General features: G+C 34.6%; 15 protein-coding genes. 4 read left to right on the forward strand and 11 right to left on the reverse strand.

From position 1 onward, the window contains the following. Complete coding sequence (locus KKG99_16285) at positions 1-1,098, reverse strand: bifunctional 3-deoxy-7-phosphoheptulonate synthase/chorismate mutase type II (protein ID MBU1014558.1); 1,098 nt, start codon at positions 1,096-1,098, stop codon at positions 1-3. A 99-nt stretch (positions 1,099-1,197) separates the two neighbouring features. On the opposite strand from KKG99_16285, the gene asnS reads away from it, so the two are divergent. From asnS to KKG99_16300, 3 genes are all read left to right on the forward strand, one after another. After that, positions 1,198-2,637: an asparagine--tRNA ligase gene (gene asnS / locus KKG99_16290; protein MBU1014559.1), complete on the forward strand. Its 1,440-nt coding sequence runs from the start codon at positions 1,198-1,200 to the stop codon at positions 2,635-2,637. A 181-nt stretch (positions 2,638-2,818) separates the two neighbouring features. Then, positions 2,819-4,291, forward strand: a complete 1,473-nt coding sequence (rpoN, locus tag KKG99_16295; GenBank protein ID MBU1014560.1) for an RNA polymerase factor sigma-54 — start codon at positions 2,819-2,821, stop codon at positions 4,289-4,291. 20 nt (positions 4,292-4,311) lie between these two features. Further along, a complete protein-coding gene (locus tag KKG99_16300; GenBank protein ID MBU1014561.1) occupies positions 4,312-4,923 on the forward strand; it encodes a hypothetical protein in 612 nt (203 codons plus the stop codon). Between the two features lie 137 nt (positions 4,924-5,060). Here KKG99_16300 and KKG99_16305 read toward each other — a convergent pair whose 3' ends face one another. After that, positions 5,061-5,729: a PorT family protein gene (locus tag KKG99_16305; protein ID MBU1014562.1), complete on the reverse strand. Its 669-nt coding sequence runs from the start codon at positions 5,727-5,729 to the stop codon at positions 5,061-5,063. Positions 5,730-6,382: 653 nt separating this feature from the next. Between KKG99_16305 and KKG99_16310 the strand changes: the two genes are divergently transcribed. Then, entirely contained in the window at positions 6,383-6,469 is an 87-nt protein-coding gene (locus tag KKG99_16310) for a hypothetical protein (GenBank protein MBU1014563.1), read from the forward strand. Positions 6,470-7,081: 612 nt separating this feature from the next. Here KKG99_16310 and KKG99_16315 read toward each other — a convergent pair. From KKG99_16315 to KKG99_16355, 9 genes are all read right to left on the reverse strand, one after another. Then, positions 7,082-7,495 (reverse strand): response regulator, encoded by a 414-nt coding sequence (locus KKG99_16315; GenBank protein ID MBU1014564.1) that lies wholly within the window; start codon positions 7,493-7,495, stop codon positions 7,082-7,084. A 758-nt stretch (positions 7,496-8,253) separates the two neighbouring features. Next, entirely contained in the window at positions 8,254-9,291 is a 1,038-nt protein-coding gene (locus KKG99_16320; GenBank protein MBU1014565.1) for a virulence RhuM family protein, read from the reverse strand. Between the two features lie 2 nt (positions 9,292-9,293). After that, entirely contained in the window at positions 9,294-13,157 is a 3,864-nt protein-coding gene (locus tag KKG99_16325; GenBank protein MBU1014566.1) for an Eco57I restriction-modification methylase domain-containing protein, read from the reverse strand. Between the two features lie 260 nt (positions 13,158-13,417). Further along, entirely contained in the window at positions 13,418-14,077 is a 660-nt protein-coding gene (locus KKG99_16330) for a hypothetical protein (GenBank protein MBU1014567.1), read from the reverse strand. Positions 14,078-14,295: 218 nt separating this feature from the next. After that, entirely contained in the window at positions 14,296-15,225 is a 930-nt protein-coding gene (locus KKG99_16335; GenBank protein ID MBU1014568.1) for a DUF1848 domain-containing protein, read from the reverse strand. Then, positions 15,222-16,067 (reverse strand): hypothetical protein, encoded by an 846-nt coding sequence (locus KKG99_16340; GenBank protein MBU1014569.1) that lies wholly within the window; start codon positions 16,065-16,067, stop codon positions 15,222-15,224. Before KKG99_16340 ends, KKG99_16335 begins: the two co-directional genes overlap by 4 nt. Before the next feature lie 720 nt (positions 16,068-16,787). After that, on the reverse strand, positions 16,788-17,741 hold the full coding sequence (locus tag KKG99_16345; protein ID MBU1014570.1) for a hypothetical protein: 954 nt from the start codon (positions 17,739-17,741) through the stop codon (positions 16,788-16,790). Between the two features lie 886 nt (positions 17,742-18,627). Further along, positions 18,628-19,740 (reverse strand): MBL fold metallo-hydrolase, encoded by a 1,113-nt coding sequence (locus KKG99_16350; protein ID MBU1014571.1) that lies wholly within the window; start codon positions 19,738-19,740, stop codon positions 18,628-18,630. A gap of 237 nt (positions 19,741-19,977) precedes the next feature. Further along, positions 19,978-20,949: a DDE-type integrase/transposase/recombinase gene (locus KKG99_16355; GenBank protein MBU1014572.1), complete on the reverse strand. Its 972-nt coding sequence runs from the start codon at positions 20,947-20,949 to the stop codon at positions 19,978-19,980. Positions 20,950-20,994: the final 45 nt, after the last annotated feature.

Here is a 20,994-nt window from a genome sequence, read left to right on the forward strand (position 1 = left end):
CTATTTTTCAGGACTTTTATTCATAATTTCAGTTTGAATTCGGAGTGATTCGGCATGCATGAGTTCAAGCAACTTTTGTAAAAAATCCCTATCCAGATTATGTTTTAATCCCTTTTTAAGCCGATCTTCGATGATAAAGCTCCATCGTTTGAGTTGTAGAATGGTAATTTTATGCTCGTTTTTATACTGTCCGATTTCATCAACAATTTTTAGTCTTCTTCCTAAAATATCAAGCAGTTCATCATCGATTTCGTCTATCTGTTTACGGTAGCTGGTCAGTTTATTTTCAAATTCTTTTGTCCCGCTCATTTCCCTGATAACAAGCTTATCAAGTAATAGTTTCAGGTTTTTTGGTTCAACCTGTTGATCCGCATCCGAAAGTGCAGCCCAGGGTTTTATATGTGATTCAATCATCAAGCCATCCATTTCTAAATCCATGGCTTTTTGAGAAATGTCTAATAATAATTCCTTGTTTCCGCAAATATGACTCGGATCAACAATGATTGGTATATTAGGGACTAATCGTTTAAGTTCGATCGGGATTTCCCACATTGGTGGATTACGGTACTTCGATTGATTTAAAGAATAAAATCCGCGATGCACGGCTACAAGTTTTTTGATTCCTGCTTTATTAACCCTCTCAAGTGCACCCATCCATAAGGTTAAATCCGGATTAATCGGATTTTTGACCATAACAGGAATGTCTACGCCCTTCAGTGCTTCAGCAATTTCCTGTACAGAGAACGGATTAACAACTGTACGCGCGCCAATCCATAAAATATCGATTCCATGTGCCAGGCATTTTTCAATATGCGATGGTTTTGCGACTTCAACAGCAAGCTTTAAATTTGTTTCTTCCTTTACCCTTTGCAACCAAACAAGTCCTTTTGAACCAACGCCTTCAAAATAGTTGGGCCGTGTTCTGGGTTTCCATAATCCGGCCCTATATACTTTAACATTATTAATTTGCGCCAATTGTTTCGCAGTATTTATAACCTGTTCTTCGTTTTCGGCACTGCAAGGGCCGCTAATTACTAAGGGATGTTCCTTGCAATCGAGCCACTCATTAATTGGAATTATTTCTAAATTTGTTGCCATTACACCACAAAGGTATAAATAATCTAAAGTGTTTTTAAATCGAAATAATGCATTGATAATAGATGAAAATGTCGTTTTTTTGTATAAAATTTAAAGCAGATGAAAAGAACTAAAATCAACGAAGTATTAAAAAGTGACGCTTTTGGAACAAAGATAGTTGTAAAGGGATGGGTTAGAACCAAACGAATTAGTAAAAATGTTGCATTTATAGCATTAAACGATGGTTCTTGTTTGAGTAATTGTCAGATTGTTGTTGATTTTGAAAATTTAAATGCTGAGTTTATGTCACGAATAAGCACGGGTGCAGCGCTATCGGTTGAAGGGATCTTAAATAAATCGCAGGGTGCTGGTCAAAGTGTTGAAGTGAACGCACTCCATATTGATATTTTGGGTGAAGCCGATCCTGAAACTTATCCTTTACAACCAAAGAAACATTCACTTGAGTTTTTGCGCGAAAAGGCACATTTAAGATTTAGGACGAATACATTTGGAGCCATTACAAGAATTCGTCACGCAATGATTTTTGCCAACCATAAATTCTTTAACGATAAAGGCTATTTTAATATTCATGCCCCAATTATCACAGGTTCAGATGCTGAAGGTGCCGGTGAAATGTTCAAAGTAACAACACTTGATCTGAAAAATCTGCCCAAGAACGATGATGGAAGCATTAACTTCAAGGAAGATTTTTTCGGCAAGGCAACAAATCTTACAGTTTCCGGACAACTGGAAGCTGAGTTGGCTGCCTTGGCCATGTCTCAGGTTTATACTTTTGGCCCAACATTTAGGGCAGAAAATTCAAACACATCAAGGCATCTGGCCGAATTCTGGATGCTTGAACCTGAAGTCGCATTCCACGATATTCATGATAATATGGATTTGGCGGAGGAGCATCTAAAATATGTTGTGAAATATGCACTTGATCATTGCAATGAGGATCTCGTTTTTTTAAGTAATCGTTTAACCGAAGAAGAAAAGAACAAAAAAGAAGATGAGCGGTCGATGGAATTGCTTGAGAAATTAAAATTTGTGTTGGACAACGATTTTGAACGTGTTACTTATACCGAGGCGATTAATATCCTGAAAGATTCAAAACCCAATAAGAAAGGAAAATTTCAATACATTATCGACAAATGGGGCGTTGATTTGCAATCGGAACATGAGCGGTTTTTGGTTGAAAAGCATTTTAAAAAGCCTGTCATTTTAGTTGATTACCCAAAAGAGATCAAAGCTTTTTATATGAAGCAAAATGATGACGGAAAAACAGTACGGGCAATGGATGTTTTGTTTCCGCAAATTGGTGAGATTATAGGAGGTTCGCAACGGGAAGAAAACTTCGATAAATTATATGCCAGAATAAAAGAATTAAACATCCCGGAAGAAGAACTTTGGTGGTTTTTAGAAACCAGAAAATTTGGAACCGTTCCTCATAGCGGATATGGTCTTGGATTTGAAAGGCTCATGTTGTTTATTACCGGAATGGGCAATATTAGGGATGTTATTCCATTTCCGCGAACACCTCAAAATGCCGAATTTTAGTAATTATTGTTCTTTTAGCAATATAAAAGGAGTTAGTAACTATAAACTATCCTTTAATATTGAATAACAGTTTGGTTTTTATTGCTCTTAAGAGGTTTCATGATTTTGTTCATGAAATGAAGGATTTTTGTATCTTAGTAAATGATCAGCATAAGAGGGTCGGAAATAAAAATGATTTAAAATGTTAAATCAAAGACTGCAACAAAAGTTGCTTCAAAAATTATCACCACAACAAATTCTGTTAATGAAATTGTTGCAGATACCCTCTATTGCCTTAGAACAGCGTATAAAACAGGAAATTGAAGAAAATCCGGCTTTAGATGAGTCATCTGAAAGTGAAGAAGTTGATGAGTTAAGTGAGCGTGACGAAATCGCAGGTGAGGAGACAGAAGAATTTGAAGAGTATGACAGTAAGGATGACGAATTTGATTTAAACGATTATATTGATGATGATGAGACCCCCTCTTATCGTTTAAATGTGAATAATACTAGCAGTGATGATGAGCACAAAGAAGCCCCCTTTGTTTCTGACACAAGTTTTCATGATGTGCTATTTTCTCAGCTTGGTTATCGGAAATTAAATGAAACAGAATTTATCATTGCAAGTAATATCATCGGGAATTTAGATGATTCAGGATATTTGCAAAGAGATATCAATGCCATGGTTGATGATCTGGCATTTACTCAAAGTATCAGCACTTCTAAAGATGAAGTCTTAAAGATACTCAACATTATTCAGGAGTTCGATCCGGCAGGGGTCGGTGCACGCAGCCTGCAAGAGTGCTTACTAATTCAGTTAAGAAGAAAAGACGAGGAAGATAATCGATACATTAAATTGGCCATACAAATACTTGATCGCTATTTTATTGAATTTACAAAAAAGCATTACGAAAAGATTATCAAAAAAATAGATATTACAGAAGATGATTTAAAGGAAGTTATTGCAGAAATTTTAAAACTAAATCCTAAACCGGGAAATTCGATAAGCGAAACGACCAAATTAAATCATTATATTCTTCCCGATTTCATGATTTTCAATAATAATGGAATTCTTGAATTAAGTTTAAATAGCAGAAATGCTCCGGAATTAAGATTAAGCAGGTCTTATACGGATATGTTACAGGCCTACTCTGAAAGTAAAAAAACCAAACAGCAGAAGGATGCTTTCCTGTTCATCAAACAAAAAATTGATTCTGCAAAATGGTTTATTGACGCCATAAAACAACGACAGAATACCCTGTACGTTACGATGAGTGCCATAATGGAATATCAATACGAATATTTTCTGACTGGCGATGACACGCGTTTAAGACCTATGATTCTGAAAGACATCGCAGAAATCGTAAGTCTTGATATTAGTACGATCTCGCGTGTGGCTAATAGTAAATATGTTCAAACCCCATTCGGCACATTTTTGCTTAAAAGTTTCTTTTCTGAGTCGATGCAAAAAAATGATGGTGAAGAAGTTTCAACAAGGGAAATAAAAAGAATACTTACTGATTGTCTGGAGGCAGAAAACAAGAGTAAACCACTTACTGATGAACAATTAACAGGGATCCTAAAAGAAAAAGGTTATGCGATTGCAAGAAGAACTGTTGCTAAATACCGTGAGCAACTCAGCATTCCGGTGGCACGACTACGTAAAGAATTATAATCTGGAAAAACCACTAAAGAATGCAATCTAAAATCGCAAAAATTATATCCTATTTATTTCATCCGCTATTGATGCCAACTTATGCATTTTTAGCCCTATTCAGTATTAAAGCCTATTTTTCACTTATCATTCCGATTGAAGGAAAGATCAGGATATTACTCCTGATTTTTATTGTCACTTTCGTTTTCCCGGTAATGGTAATTTTGTTTTTTAGGAGTACGAACGTGATCAAATCACTTTATCAACTCAGCAGGTACGAACGAAAATTACCTTACGTCACAACAATTGCTTTTTATTTAATGGCATATTACTTATTGAAAAACGTGCAAATTTCGCCAATCTTTCACTACTTTACTTTTGGCGCTACGGTTTTAAGTATGGCTTTATTTGTTATTAACTTTTTTTGGAAAATAAGCGCTCATATGATTGCAATAGGAGGGATAAGCGGTATGTTGCTTGGATTGACGTTCACCGGAATTGTGGGTAATCCATATTTGGTCGTAATTTCTGTTTTTATTGCTGGAATAATTGGGTTTGCCCGTTTACAACTCAAAGCGAATACGCATGCTCAGGTCTACTCAGGATTTATATTGGGAGTACTTGGAATGATTTATCTGTCCCTATATTTCTAAAAAACAGTTACTTCAATTTTTAAAACCTTACTAATTCCTGTTTTATTGTTCAATCTATCTTTTCAGATAGGTTAAAACAATGATTTTTCAAGGTAAACGAGAAGTGTAGAATTTATACCTGAAAACTAGAAATTGAACTAAAATGGCATGAATGTGAATCCAATCGAGAATGGATGCATTTCAGGACCTCTTTCAAGTTGGAAAACCCTCGATAGTGAGTAATTAAAAACCAGATTGATTTTTTTGTATCCTGCTCTTAATGTTGAGGTCACAAATATTTTTTCGGTATGTAAAATATCTTTTTCCTTAATAGTTTCTTTTACTCCTGAACCATCAAGTCGTTCTCCTTTATACTTTGAATGATTATCAAGCCTGAACCCAATTTTAAACCCAATGGCTAACCTGAATTGTTTTGGAGTTTTATATCTAAGTTCAATGGGGAAATCAAGGTAAGTAAATGTCACTTTACTTCTATCATAATCAATCGTACTTGCTATGGTATCAAACGTAATAACATCAGCTAAAGCATCATGAATTACGGAGTTTGAGCTCAAGCTAATGGAAGAGATTCCAACACCACCTGCAACACTTAATGGACTTTTTTTGAGCATATGGTTATACATCCCATATACACTATAACCCATATTGAGCCCTTTTTGTTCCATCTTATCAGGCAATTTCATCCAAAAGTTGGAATAAACATCTAATCCAATATTAAAATTCTTATCGTAAAGATCATTTGCCTGTTGAGCGAAGGAAGTAATTCCGAAAAAAATAAAAGTGATAAGTATTGCAATCTTTCTCATAACCGTTTCAATTAAGGTGCAAATATAGTGTTTTTCAATAATTAATAGTAAAAACTGTAATTGAAGAATTAACGCAATTTACGCTGAATAATTTTGCGAATAAGTTAACTTAACTTTTATTAACAAAAAAAGGCTGCCCTAACCACAAGGCAGCCTTTATCCCATTAAACCAATCAATTAAAATCAAACCATTAACCAAATCTAAAAAACGAGTGAACCCTTAATTTTATTCAAAAAATCACTAAATATTTATTTCCTTATAATTGTTTTACTTAATTGTCAAACTCTTAAATGATGTTCTGTTATTAAATATGCTTGTTCAATTTGTTCCGATACTAAATTACAACAGGGGTTAGGCAAAGTAAATAGGTAGATTGCTTAATTTTCAGGTAGGTTTATTACCTAAAGTTTATGTGTTAAAAATGTATAAAGGTTAATAACAAAGAGCTAAATCATTTATTCTTAGTTTGATAATAAATTTAATCAGTAAGACTATGATTCTGATTCTCAAAATTATTTAGCCGAAATCCTGCCACACAAAGGCGGATAAATGTCTATAACTCTTTTACAACTCACCTCTCGCCTCGTTTCGGCGATGATCAACGTAAATCTCGAAGTGACCCCGCTAACGCGGGCATGAAGATGGAAGTACTTTGCGTGAAGCTGCCATCTCACATGGTTTGGTAAGCGATAAACAATTTACCGATTGGGTTGATCCGAAGAAGATGATTGGGAGGTAGATTAAAACCCTGGTGTATCGAAGCATTCGTTTGTCATTTTTGAAATTGGGCAGGCCTGAAAAAACGGCGGGCAAGCGCTGGGTTGTGTGCTGGGAGCATCGTTTTTTCATGTTTTTTGGTTTTATACTGAGCTTTTTGTCGAAGTATCAAAAAAAGAACATATAACATCTTTCTTCTGTTCTTTTGTCTTCCTGCCCTTCCGGCTGGGAGTGTGGAGAAGCAAAGAAAAGAACAGTTAAACATTCTTTATATGTTCTTTTGTCTTGCCACAAAAGAACCAAAAGATCAAAAGATTCCGATCCAAACCTTCCCCCTCGCCTAAGGCGAGGCCACTCCCTGACATCGCGGAATCTTGGGCCCACGCTTAATTAAAACAGCACCCTGAGTGATTTCGAAGAAATCTTACCGAAGGGTGCACAGGGCATTTCGGTACTTTTTGCATTCGCAAAAAACTCAATGCCCTTATTTATCGCACCCTGAGTGCGAAGCATATTGAAGGGTGCAAGCAAGGACGTTTCGATACTTTCCCGATTTCATCGGGAACACTCAACGTCCACCAAGGGCTGCACCCTGAGTGATCCCGAATTTTCGGGATCTTACCGAAGGGTGCTTTCAACTGTTTTCCAAACAATTAACAATGGCTTTTATGTATTCATCCCATTGCAAAGGTTTACGAAAGTATGCCTTTGCCCCTCGTATCATACAATTTTCGGCATAATGCGCTGCCGACTGCGTGCTTTGTACAATAATGGGCGTTAGCATTTCCTGCCTTAAGCTAAAAAGGTGTTCGTAATGCAAATGACCGTTAAAGTAAATTTCCGTAAGGATTAAATCGGGAGGGTTTTCCTGAACCAGCCAAAGGGCATGCCTGAGGCTTTTGGTATATTCAAGTTTTATTTTAAATTTTTTTAATTGAAAATGATGAAGCTCATAATTGATTTCATCGGGATCGATTAAAAGGATACGTTTGCCGAAGCAGGCCTGAGAAGCTTGCCCGGGCTTTTGCATCATGTGTGATTTTTGCATAGCTGTAAAAATTAATGATTACACAATGCATCCGCCAACAGGCAGATGCTGCTATGTTCCACATTGATTGGGGAGATCCTCTTTGTGTCATAGGCAAGGAGGATAAATAATTCTACTTCGCGGCACTTCGACTTAATTCGACTACCCTTCGACTTCGCTTCGGGCGGGCGCTCATAACGAGTCGCTCAGTGTACTGCTTCGTAGAATAAAAAAAAGCGTGGAACTTAGCCTACTCGTCTGAGAGGTACCGCCAGGCACCCACACCTACAAATAAGCAAGCCCACGCCTTGGCGTGAGCGTTTCTGCTTAATCTTGTAGGTCTTAGTTATTTCTGGCGGTTTTCTCAGACTAGATTATTAGCTAACGCTATATTTTATATGTCTTTATTTTATAATTCCGCCATAGGCGGATAAATTCTCATAGGTTTTGTTTTTGGTTTAAACAAAGATAAATGTTTTTATACAAGATGGGGGAGGAAAAATTGGAATGGCTAACGCGGGCCTGTATTAGCTTTTATTAAATAACTTCAGTTCGATCTAACTAAGCATTTCTCTTGAAACTGATTCAATATGTCTGAAATTTTAGCCTTTTGAGCTAATAAGACGTTAGAGTTATAAATTATGAGTTATGAATTATGAGTTATGATAAACCTACTAACTACTGTCTACTAACTACTATCTTGAATTGTCTTGAATCTTGTGTCTTGAATCTTGTCTTGAATCTTGAATCTAAAGTCTAATGTCTTACATCTTAATTTGTTATTTAATTTTTTCTTTATTTGATTCTTTCTTTTTATTTTTAATTTCCTGCTCTAATTTTTTTAATTCTTCCAAATCTTCTTTGTCCGCTTGTATTGCTTCGTACTCTTTTCGCCTCTGGTCAAATTGTGAGTAAGTTTCACTTACTTGTTTTTCCATTTCAACTTTACTTATCGAACCTGCGTTTGTTAATATTTTTTTGTCCTGAAAATCAAGGATTCTATCAACATTCTCACGCCAAAAATCAATTGTTATATCCATTCGGTTTTTGGCTCTTAATTCTGCACTTTCAAGAAAGATAACTACCAATCGGTTTAGTATGTCAATTTCAGGATGAGTCAGGTAGTTTTTTGCAATGAAAATATCTTGTTTCCTTACAATTGAACCTTTCCAAGATGTTAAGTTCATATTTGGTTTTTCGGCATTTGCTCGCTCAACAATTAATTCAGCAGCGGTTTTCCCGGTTACCGCAAAATGAAGTTTATTTTGTGTTTCTGCAAAAAACATTTGAGTTGATTTATCATCCGCATCATAATCACTACAAAGTGCAAACAAGTCTTTGATTTTTTGGTAAAAACGTTTTTCCGATGCACGTATATCTCGAATTTGTTCAAGCAATTCATCGAAATAGTCGGGCCTGCCATCTGGATTTTTCAGCCGTTCATTATCCATCACAAACCCTTTTACCATATATTCTTTCAGGTTTTTATTTGCCCAAATCCTGAATTGTGTGCCTCGTTTACTTCGAACCCGAAAACCGATTGCCAAAATCATGTCGAGCGAGTAGAAAGTAACGCTATATTCTTTGCCATCGGCGGCAGTTGTTAAGTAATCCTTAATAACTGAATTTTGCTCTAATTCTCCTTCTTTCAGTATGTTTGATATGTGCATGCTAATATTTGGAACAGAGGTGGCAAAAAGTTCGGCAAGCTGATTTTGGTTCATCCAAATATTGCCGTCTTTGGCGTATAAAGCTACCGATGCTTTTCCATCGGCAGTTTTATAAATGATTATATTTTGTTGGCTATTGTTGTCCATAATTACTTTGTCGAATTTTCTACAATGGCGATTTCTTCTGCTGTCAAACCGTAAAGTTGGTAAACCAATTGGTCGATTTGGTTTTCTAAATCCTTTGTTTCGGCTGAATTAGCAGATTGAATTTTTAAAACTAATTCTCTGATACCATAATATATTTCATTTTCCAATTTTGGAATTGGAAATGAATTCAAATATTGTGATGAGATTTTAAAAAAGCCACCTTGCTTAATCGGACATAAAGAAGTCATTAAAAAATGTGATACTTTTGAGTTGAGAATTCCCAAAATCACTTCACTCAATTGCTTATCATTAGGTTGAATTGCAAAAACTCGACCAACACTAAACATATAACCGATTTCATCTAAACAGTATGTATTTTTTGAAACAATATACCCGACTAAAATCTTTTTTTCATCAAAAATGTTTATCAAACCTTTTCGAGTATAGGAATACCAGACTCGACCCATTTCTTTGAAGGTTTTTCTGCTGTCCATTCTATTTTCGAGTTCACTTTTAAAATTTAGCAGATAATTGTAGCAGTTTGGAAAAGAAGTCTTAAATGATAGTTTTTCTATAATTTCGGTTGCATTATTATCTCCTAACCTGTATGGATAAATACATTTTTTAATCGGCTTCTGTAAGTTGTATTTTTTAGGCTCTTTGCCCATTATTACAGGCTTAATTATATCTTCTTCTAAATGGTGTTCTTCGATAGTTTTATGATCCACAAAAAAAGCTTTGTCAAAACCTGTGAAGCAGCCTGAATTTATGACCGCAATTGACCCAAGGTTTTGAAATGATTGAAGTTTATTCAGTAGATTATGATGTTTATTATTTTTTAGAACCCAATTTCCTTTGCCAAAATTTGCTTGGTTATAGGATTCATAACTTGACTCATTCAAACTGTCGATAATACTGGAAAGTGAATCAATCTTTTTGAACTCAGTATTTTCAGGTTTAGACTTATTGATGAAGAATATACCTGTATAAGTTATTGCTTCTTCAAAAATTGGCAAGTCGCCAAAGTCAACAATTCTTGAAACCTTATATTGAGTTAAGAACTGTCTCAGTCCCTGCCCATATTCAGAAGACAAGAAAAGCGTTGGATTTATGAAAGATAAACCGCTGTTTTCTTTTAGCAGAGAAATTGCCTTTTCAATAAAGAGTAAGTAAATATCAGCTTTTTGAAAGAATGATTTGTAATTGGATTTATAATAATCAATAATGTTATGCTCTAAATTTTGAACTCTTATATAAGGCGGATTCCCAATCACCGCGTCAAAGCCTACAAAATCACCATCATCATTCAATACTTCGGGAAACTCGAAACGCCATTCAAAAGCGTTTTCGTAAATTTTATTGTTTTTTATATCTTCAAGTTCAGTTTCCAGTTTTCGGGTTTCTTCGGTAAGTTTCGATACTTTTTTGTTCCATTCAGCCTTTTCCTTTTTGCTCATTTCAAAAAGTTGTTTCTGGTTGGTCATTTGGAACAGTTCGCCGTTAAGTTTATACAGCTTTTTAACTTTAGGGTCGTTTTGTGATATTTCACTGCGGAAATTGGTTTTGATTTCATTTATCAAGCGTTCCATTTCACGCTTTTGCTCCTTGCTTTGAGCGTTTCGGTATGTATCAACAGCTAAACGATAACTATCAATTGTCCATTTGCTTGCACTCTTTTTCAATGCTTGTTTTAAATCGGCATCAAGGGCAAAACGGCTTATTAAGGAATTTCCGCATTTTATATTGATGTCAATGTTCGGAAGCGTTTCAAGTTCCGTTTCATTTTTGTAATACGCATTTTTCAAAAGCTCAATCCATAAACGTAAACGGCAAATCTTAACAGAATTTGGGTTTATGTCAACACCAAACAAACAATTTTCAATAATAGTCTGCTTTTCGTGAAACAAGGCTTCCTGTATGCGCTGGCTTTCTTTGCGTTGCAGTGAGCCTGCCGAACTGTTTGTTGGGTTATATTCAAAAAGTTCCCCGTCTTCGTCGGTTACAATCAACTCATCGTTTACCACTTCAAAATGGTATTCTTTCAACCGTCTGCCTTCACGGTCCTGCAATATTTTTAAATCGCTTTTTATTGCAATCATTTCATTAAGGGCAGAAACCAAAAAGTGACCGGAACCAACGGCAGGGTCGCAAATCTTTAAGTCGTTGAATATTTTATTGGCTTCGTTCCGGTCTTCAATTTTATCGTAAAGCGTATCTATGTCAGTGCAATTCCAACCTTTGGTTTCGTTGAACTTTTGAACCACCGCTTTTCGGATGGTTTCACGGCACATATACATGGTTATAAAACCGGGAGTAAAGAACGAACCGTCTTTGTAGCCGTTTATTTTCTCGAAAATCAAACCAAGAACCGAAGCATTGATAAGGGTTTTATTATCTTCCTGTATTTCTTCGCTACCTTCGCTTGCAAAATCATAGGCATTTAAAAACTCAAACAAATATTCAAGCGGGTTAATATTTCCGCTCCGTTTTTTGCCTGTTGTATCTTTTAAAACGGTTTGCGAATAAATCGGGATCGTTTTATCGTTGCGTAAATTGCTGATAAAAATGGTTGAATGTTCTATTTCTGTTGGCTCAAATAGCGAACTGTTCAGGTAAGGAACTTTTGAAAACTTTGCTTTTACATCTTCGTTTCGCTCATTTTGCTTACGTGCAAGCACTTGAAAAAACAAGCTGTTTAAATCGTCATAATCCTTTATTTTATCGAAACTGAGAAATTCATATGATCCGCCTGCCGGACGGACAGGCTTGTCGCCCTTCCTGCCATTGCGGGACGAGTTATGATAAGTAACTAATTGAGCTTCTAATAATTTCAAAAACAGAATACGGTTTATCCATGTAATACTCAATTCAAGCCCAACATTGAAAAGCCGTTCTTGCAGGTTTGCCCCAAATTGACCTGGATTTTCAATCCTTGAAATTTTATCAAGACTATCCAACTGGATGATTGCATTTTCTAAAAATGATCCTGTGTTTCTTTCGCCCTCTTTGTTTCGCCCAATAATTTTTTTGTTTCCGTCTTTTGTTTCAATTAATCCGATGATGTGCAGCAACTCACCATAAAACCGTTTATCAAGGCTGTTGCTGTCGTTTATAAACGGCAGTTTCAGCAAATGTTCGGGAGAAAGTAATTTGAATAATGCAATGAGTTTATGATCGTCTTTTTTGTCATTATTTCGTAGTGGTTTTTCATACTCCCGAAAGTCGAAATAAGTAAACTCAATATTTTGCTTTATGTCAGAAATAAAAGGTTCGGCAATTTGTTTATAGAAGAACTCGGTTTTTGTGTCGGCCAATCTTCCACCTTCAAAATCATTGAATTGTTTTACAAGGTTTTTGTTTTGGGCAAACAATCGGTCAAAGAGCGTTGCATCAAATATGAACCATTCGTTGATATTGGTTGCAATCAGGTATTTTATTTCAATATTTTTAAGGGTAATCCGTTCCCGTAAGTAATACAAAACCAATTCCTGAAATGCTTTTACATTGATTTTAGAAAGCATTTGCTCCAGAGTATCTCCCGGAGCGAATGCTTTCAGCATTTCCGATTTGTTTGTGGGCTTTTTTGCTTCAATAATAACTCCGACTGTACTTGTTGCTTTGTTTCCGTTATGGATTACTAGGTCGTTCCGTCCTTTGGTATTTATAAAATGGTTTTGTTTGTAATAGGTGTCTTTTAAAAAATCGCTGACAAGATTTTTATGAAACTCTTCAGATTCAGCGTCATTGATTCTGTCGAATAATTGGGTAAGATTGGTTTTGAAACTTTCAATTTCAGTCCTGTTTGGCTTAACTTTTAAAAAGGCTTTGTTTAATGCCTTCCGGGGTTTCAAGATATGTAGTTCCATATTTAAAAATCAGTCAATGTGTTCGCTTATATACACAAATATACAATTATCCGTGGGTGAGTAGGCTGTTCATTTCATCGTTTTTTTTCTGTCTTTATTTAGCAAATTGTCCACTGTCTGGTTTTTCTTACACTTGGCAGTAACAATTAGCATTTGAAACGCTCATTTCAAATCGATTCTGTTTCAGGCTGTCAGGCCGTTTGTTTATTGTTTTACTGCTTAAATCTAACACTTACTGCGCTGTGTTTTATTATGAATTGTTATGTCTTGGCATTGTTTTGTTTAAATGCTTTTTCAAACATCACTTTCGTTATTGTGGCTTCTGTTTTTTGATTTTGTAATATAGTCTTCAAAAATGCTGTTGTATTTTCCCAATAATAATCAGCTGATTTATCTGTAATTAATTTGATTTTTGGATAAGTACTTACATTCAGCACTTTGTCGATCAGCTTTTTTTCAATTGCTAAAAAATTGTAAATATTCTCATATTTCCCTGAAATTTTAGTATCTCCATTTTCTTCATAATATGTAACTTTCAACTGAGTGCTGTGTACTAATAAGTTTCGAAGACTAAAAAGAGAAGTTACACCCTTCCAAATTTCGTTGTTAACTTCTTCTGATAAATCTAACCCGAACATAATTTTGTACAAAATTTGTAATTCGTTCCAACTTGATTTCTCAACTCGCTGAGTAAACTCATATTCAAGTCTACCTTTTAATGTTGGAGATTCATCTATAATTACAAGATTATCATTCAAGAATTGACTTATAAATCCTTCAATTATTGTAGCAGAATGGAGTATTATAGAAATGTTAAAGCTATCGACTAGTTTTAATTTTTCTTTCCTAGATTCTCTTAAGAATTCAATAAGTGGAGGCAATTCCCACCAAGTATTCGAAATGCTATTAGCTTCATTCATCTCAATTTATTTTGATTGGGCATAACGTTTTGTCTATGTGAAGTGTGGGTTTTCGAAGCACTTCACTTTCAATACTGCACTGAGCCAATTCGTTTAATCATATTTTTTTTACGCCAATCGTCAAAAACGATTTAGCAATGTTGCAGCGAAGAACTGCAGTTGGATTACCCGATGAACCCCGCATTACATATAGCTTTTGTTATGCACTGAGCTTTATATCATCCGAATAAAGTCTTTTCAACTACAGATATTATCTTTCTTTCTTTAATGAAATCTTTTTCTCCAACAGTACCATAAAGTAATGGCGAAGTAACAGAGTGGGATTTAACGTTTTCTGTAACCATGTTAGAATTAAAATTTGCGTAACAATAAAGACAACCGTGCTTACAGGTATTATAAGCTCCAATATCTATACTTTCAATACACCCACAAATATCTCTCTGATTTTTATCTTTAGTTACTTTTATTTTCTTTCCAAGAATTTTTTGTATTAACTCATTATCAATACATCTATTGTGACCAATACCAATTGAATCTAATTCGATGCTTTCTGCACAAGTTTCAAGAGCTAAATTGTATTTGCTTGCAATTTTCTTAAGTCCTTTTGAAAGCGATAATATTTCTTTTTCTTCAAGTTCTCTAATATTTGTTTCTTTAAGATTTCGCTCACATTTCTTATATAAATCAATAAAACTAATAACACATTTTTCTGTGAATGAGTAAATTAATTTTGCAATTGATTCAAAATATTTTAAATGGTATTCAGCTGAGTACTTCTCTGAGAATAAAATTGGGTCGTATCTCCAAATTATTTTTTCTTTACCAATGGTCTTTGAGAGTTTAATAAAAGTATCAATTAACTCCTTTTTTTGTGGCACACCAGTCTCTAAATCTGTCCCATATGAATTTATAGTATATTGAAAATAAAATTTGTATTGTTTTAATTCTGATAGTTTTTCAAGGAAAGGTTTTGGGTTTTTTGACCAGAATACGAAACAATCAACATGTTCTGGGAGCAATGATATTTTACTAATATGATGCTTATTGATTGGATTACGAACATAAACGAATCCTTCTTTTAAACGGTTAAAAAACCATTCTGAATAAAATGCTGGAATATCAGTTCTTCTACTTGAGCTTATAATCATTGAATCTCTTTTTTAATAACCATTTGTGAAGTACTTCCACATTCACGCCATGTTTCATATTTATCTCTAATTTCTTGTGGTATATCAACAATTAATTCATCGGTATTATGCCTTATCCCATTATGCTGATATCCTTTAAAACGATATCTTGTAGCATTATATACAAACCCTTCATTACGATTAAGATTGTTTAATAAAATGTCGAATTTATCTCTTACTCTATAATGATTTGTATCGTTAAAGATAATGAAAGAATTATTTGGCATTGTATTAATAATTACTTCGAGTTCATTAAAAAAATCATTAACATTTATATCTGCTTTTGGTAAGTGAGAAACTAAATAAGATAGTATCAAAATATTGGGAATAAAGTTCAATGTTGGATAATCTTCAAATACATTGGAGGTGTAAAACTCAACATTACGATTCGGGTCGTATTCTGCTGAATTTTGAATTGTATTATGAATTCCTTCCCAATTGGGATTTAAGTCAAAACCTTTATATGTGATGTGCGCTTGAGGTAAAATATTATTAATTCCAAACAATTCAGATGCTGGTCCACATCCAATTGATAAAATATTAAAGTACGCAAGTTGTCTTAATTCTGCATGTCTATTAAATAAATGAGATATTTCTGAGCTTTTAGAGTAAATATATTCACAGACATAATGATAAACTAAATTGATACAATCATAATCTCTGGTACTGTTAAATTGATGTATTGAATAAAAGCATCTTGAACACCTTCCCTCACAATTTTCATTTTGACAACCTACACATTGTTCCTCCGTGCGGGCGTAAGCATTATCGCTGTATGCGACTAATTCAGGAATAGTAATCATATGGATAGCTTTTATTTATGGTTTCTTCAAGCTTTGTGCATAACGGTTTTGCTATGGTTACGTGGCGCATTTTGCGGCAGCCTGCCTGCCATTTTTTGGCAGGCTTTCCTGTCCCCCGAGGGATAGGAAACAACACGAAAACCCTAAAGTTTTTTTACCTGTCTTAGCACCATGCACTATTAGCTGTTGTTGGGCACTGTAAATATTCATTCTGAGTCCTTTTTCAATAGTATGTAAACTCGATTCAATACCATTAATAATGTCAATATAAAATTGATTAGTAAAAAATAAGTAAATCCAATAAATACCTTCTTGACAATGAAGTCATATTGAAAACCAGGTATCTTAAAAGTGCATACTAGTAGACACATTATTATAATTAAAGAAAGTACTATTGAGTATGAAATATTAATGTGAATTTCTTTTACAAACCTTTTTTTAATTGTGCTATTTTCTTGATTTGCATCAGTTTTGATTTTGTCAATTTGACTATAAATGATTGCTAAAAGATTAAAGAGAAAACCTCCAAAGATTGCTATTGCAGCAATTAAATTACCAATGTAAGTTTTTATTGATACTCCTTGTAAAGTAAGTAGAATACCAATGCATACGGGAAAGAATATAAATAAAAGAAAATCTTTCCAGTAGATTCTGTCGTTTTTGGGATTTAGCCTTTTAAGAGTATTAAAATGATCCCTGACAATATTTAATATGTTAACTCTAGTGAACATCTGTTGGATTTATTTCAATGATATCTTGAACAAGTTCCTCTGCCTGTCTTAATAATGAATCTGTAGTCGGATTACCATTCTCATCGTATTCAAGTTGATTTGTCACATCAATATCAGGTTGAATTTTAGCTCGGTTAGCTACAAAAAAAGTTTTTCTTTTTCCATTAAGTTCAAGTTCAAATTCTACTTCATCGAATTCTTCGTCTATTCCATCTATCTCGATTCTTTCTCTATCTGGGTCATTAAATAACCTATCCACTAATGATCTGTATGTTTCTGGGAGGCTTGTTCCAGATAACATTGAGGTTTTTAAAATACCTGGTATTAAATTATGATTACCATCATTTGCAAAATATTCTTCAATTGTGGCAGGAATTGTTCTTTTAATTAAATCTACTCTTTTAAGTTTCCCATACTCAATCATCCTTCTGTAAACCCTGCCGTGAAGCAAATTATTTACATGAACTTTATAAATCTGGTATCCTTGCTCTTGCATAAACCGATTTATTGTTCTCCTAAAAATTGTTTTAATTCCATATTTTGATTTTCTCTGAAGTATTAGTGCGCCCGAGTTTCGACCTGATGGAATTTGTATATAGAAAAACAAATTTCTAAATGCAGCATGATTTTTCTCGACGTCTAATAAATTATCTTGTGTCACAAGGTCTCTAATCTGATATTCGTCACCACTTACACCAGATGAGAAATACCCATATATCCTTCTATTAGTAAGGTCCAAAGTAGGAGGTGACTCAAGAGTTAAGTGTAATGTTATGGTTTGACTTGAGTCTGATTCTGCCCTTATGTTCTGATAGATTGTATTTAAATAGTTTTCAAATATTCTTAGAAAGTCATCAGAACCATTAAATCTACTGAGAATTTGCTCGTTCTTGTCGTTGTCTAGAATTTTTAATAAGTAAGTAGATAGAAGTATTTTACTCATGTTTTTAAAATATTATTTATTGTGCACAACTTGTATATATGTATGTTTCTTGTACAATAACATCCATCTGTTGATGCATAGTACAGGTTTTATTGTATTTTATATTCCCTCGATTCATAAAAACCGGGTTTATTTTTCACTGTTTGGGGAGCTCGAAATTCTTTATCAACAAATAGGTTTCAAGGGCAGGAAAGAATTTCAAGGATTAAATATAGGAAATTAATTTGATAATTAGCCAATGTGAAGGTGTGCTGATGAAAAAATGTTCAAAAGCTCAGTAGTTCAGAGGTTCAAAGGTTCAGAGGCATAAAAGTTCAAAGGTTCAGAAGTTCAAATGCTTAACTGTTTGTATTCGGAGATGCCGAACTTTTGCTGAAAACCTTTTGAGTAATATAGAAACGGAACTTCTCTCATTCACAAATGGGACTTCTCAAAACTATAAATGAGAGAAGTCAAAATTAGGAATGGGAGAAGTCAAAAAAAAAATAAGACTTGAGTAATTTTTGCACCAACCCTGAGAGGGTTTGAAACTGATTTTAAAAAGGCTTTCAGAGATTAATAAAGAATGTCACATCGAGCGTAGTCGAGATGTGGCATGAATAAACAGTTCTCGACATTTTTTCGCCTTTGGCGAAAGCTCGAACTGACGAGGAACAAAAAGGACGACATTCCAATTTGGATGCCGTCTTTTTTTAATTCTGTTCTTTTGTATTTCTGCCCGTCCGTTCATGCGGGCCTGCGAATGCAGGAATCAGTTTAATGGGATTGTCAGTTCGAGCTCCTGTACTGAGCCAGCCGAAGTATGTCGAGAACTTCTTAGCCAGGTACCTCTCGACTCGTTTCGACGATACTCAACGAACGTCTCGATGTGACCCTTAAAGTTTTCTTATTCCATCCACCAATAATTAATTAAATTATTTTCAGAAAGAGAGACAATCTCATTCGGCCTTGGTGCCAGGGTTTGGAAAGATTTGTTTTCTGAAGCTTTCAAAAACCGTTCGATGGGCTCAATCCAGGTATGGGTACTTAGTTTAAATTTCCCCCAATGAATGGGTACTACAAATTTGGCATTCACATCCCCGGCTGCTTGTACCGATTGTTCCGGTAACATATGAATGGCTTCCCAGTCAAGATTATATTGTCCACATTCAATAAAAGCCAAATCGAAGGGCCCTAGTTTTTCACCTATTTCTTTAAAGCCGTTAAAATAGCCGGAATCTGCACTGAAAAACACTTTTTGATGCTTCCCTAAAATTGCCCATCCACCCCACAATGTTGAAAAACGATTCGTTAAACCTCTTCCGGTGAAATGACGGGCCGGGGTTAGAACCAGATTTAAATCATCGTTAATTGCAATAGGATTCCACAAATCCAAGTCAATAATATTTTTTGCCGGAACACCCCACTTTTCAAGATGGACGCGAACACCCAAGGGGACATAAAAACGCTTTACTTTATCTTTCAACTTACGAATCACCTTATAATCCAAATGATCATAATGATCGTGTGAGATCAAAACGGCATCGATCTCAGGTAAGTCTTCAACGGTCATGTGATGATCATAATCAAAACGTTTCGGGCCCAGCCATGAAAACATCGAAGCCCGTTTGCTGAAAACCGGATCAATAAGCAAATTTATTCCTTCAATTTGCAGCAAAACCGAAGAATGCCCGAACCAACTGAATTTAATTTCTGAATTATTTTTATTGAGCTCAAACTTCTTAGCATTAAACTTTTCGGTATGGATTGGTTGATTAGGTTTTCGGTCAATCCCTTTTTTGAAAAATTCTTTCATCGTGGCCCACTTTGGAGCTGTCATTACGGTGGCAACCGGATTTTTAAAACGCTTCCCATCAAAATTTGGAGAGTTTTTCAACACCATTTTGTATTCTTCACTTATCTGTCCTCCCTTGGCAGGATTAAATATATAGATAATCCATCCCGAAAGGATGATTATGATTATAATTGAGTAGATTATCATTCGTTTTCTTTTCTTCATTAATTTAACACTGTTCGATCTGGTTATTTCTTAGGAAACTATGTTCAACATATTTTATATTTAGCCGTTTTAGCTAATAAGACGTTAGAGTTATAAATTATGAGTTATGAATTATGAGTTATGAATTATGAGTTATGAATTATGAGTTATGAATTATGATAAACCTACTAACTACTGTCTACTAACTACTATCTTGAATCTTGTGTCTTGAATCCCTGCCTGCGGCCGTGTCATACTTCATAATTCGGGTAACAAATTAACGATTTTTTTCAGTTTATCTAAAGGGGTATTATAATTTAAAGCAGAATGCCTTCTTTGATAGTTATATCTGTACATAAATCCATTTAATTCCAACTCTAATTCTTGTTTATTAATTGTTTTGTTGATTGTCAATAAACATTCATTATTTAATATCCCCCAAAAGCGTTCTATCTTCCCATTTGTTTGTGGCCGATAAGGCTTTGTATATACGTGCCTCACTCCAAAAACATTTAGCATTGATTCAAAAAAATGTGTTTCTTTTGCCTTTTGTGAAGTAAAGGCGGTAAACTCTACTCCATTATCTGTCATTACTTTCTCAGGTATTACACCATGGCAATTAAACCATTTATAAGCCTTGAAGAACGCATCCGTTGCTTGTTGTGCAGTTTGTCTTTCTATTACTTTAACATAGCAAAGACGAGTACAGTCGTCTATAGCCCCAAACAAATAATATTTATTTCTGTCCATCATCATTGTTTTTGCCAGTGAATAGGTGTCGGCATGTAATAGTTCACCTGGATACTTTTTCTCATAGCGTTTAACAGCTTCTTTGCGTTTCTTGTTTAAGGGGTATCTTTTTAGTGTCCGGTAGATTGTTGAAACAGATGGATGTACATTAAATTTGCCTTCGATTAAATGATAAATCTCAAATTCATTTGCATTTAACCTTCTATGGATCTTAACAATGGTGCGTTCCTCTTCTTTAGAAAGAATTTTTAATTGACCGGGCCTTGGACCAGGTTTTCTTGGCAACAATGATTCTGGATCCTTACTGCTTTTACACCACCGTTCATAATACTTCCTGATGTCCTTACGATGAACAGAAAATACTTCACAAAGCTGGTCTACTGTTTTAAAATGCTTGCTTGTCTTACTCTTTATTTGCTCGTATTCTTTGATGACTAACAACCATTTATTGCTCATTAATTGTTGCTCTTTTTTTGTCATAGGTACAATTATAAGAATTGTTACCTAAATTGTGAAGAAATACAC

Source organism: Bacteroidota bacterium, from assembly GCA_018816945.1.
Classification (GTDB): Bacteria; Bacteroidota; Bacteroidia; order Bacteroidales.

Bases quoted from the DNA above. Each gene is read 5' to 3' on its own strand.
- KKG99_16285 (MBU1014558.1), bottom strand. From the start codon at position 1,098: ATGGCAACAAATTTAGAAATAATTCCAATTAATGAGTGGCTCGATTGC.
- asnS (MBU1014559.1), top strand. From the start codon at position 1,198: ATGAAAAGAACTAAAATCAACGAAGTATTAAAAAGTGACGCTTTTGGA.
- rpoN (MBU1014560.1), top strand. From the start codon at position 2,819: ATGTTAAATCAAAGACTGCAACAAAAGTTGCTTCAAAAATTATCACCA.
- KKG99_16300 (MBU1014561.1), top strand. From the start codon at position 4,312: ATGCAATCTAAAATCGCAAAAATTATATCCTATTTATTTCATCCGCTA.
- KKG99_16305 (MBU1014562.1), bottom strand. From the start codon at position 5,729: ATGAGAAAGATTGCAATACTTATCACTTTTATTTTTTTCGGAATTACT.
- KKG99_16315 (MBU1014564.1), bottom strand. From the start codon at position 7,495: ATGCAAAAATCACACATGATGCAAAAGCCCGGGCAAGCTTCTCAGGCC.
- KKG99_16320 (MBU1014565.1), bottom strand. From the start codon at position 9,291: ATGGACAACAATAGCCAACAAAATATAATCATTTATAAAACTGCCGAT.
- KKG99_16325 (MBU1014566.1), bottom strand. From the start codon at position 13,157: ATGGAACTACATATCTTGAAACCCCGGAAGGCATTAAACAAAGCCTTT.
- KKG99_16330 (MBU1014567.1), bottom strand. From the start codon at position 14,077: ATGAATGAAGCTAATAGCATTTCGAATACTTGGTGGGAATTGCCTCCA.
- KKG99_16335 (MBU1014568.1), bottom strand. From the start codon at position 15,225: ATGATTATAAGCTCAAGTAGAAGAACTGATATTCCAGCATTTTATTCA.
- KKG99_16340 (MBU1014569.1), bottom strand. From the start codon at position 16,067: ATGATTACTATTCCTGAATTAGTCGCATACAGCGATAATGCTTACGCC.
- KKG99_16345 (MBU1014570.1), bottom strand. From the start codon at position 17,741: ATGAGTAAAATACTTCTATCTACTTACTTATTAAAAATTCTAGACAAC.
- KKG99_16350 (MBU1014571.1), bottom strand. From the start codon at position 19,740: ATGAAGAAAAGAAAACGAATGATAATCTACTCAATTATAATCATAATC.
- KKG99_16355 (MBU1014572.1), bottom strand. From the start codon at position 20,949: ATGACAAAAAAAGAGCAACAATTAATGAGCAATAAATGGTTGTTAGTC.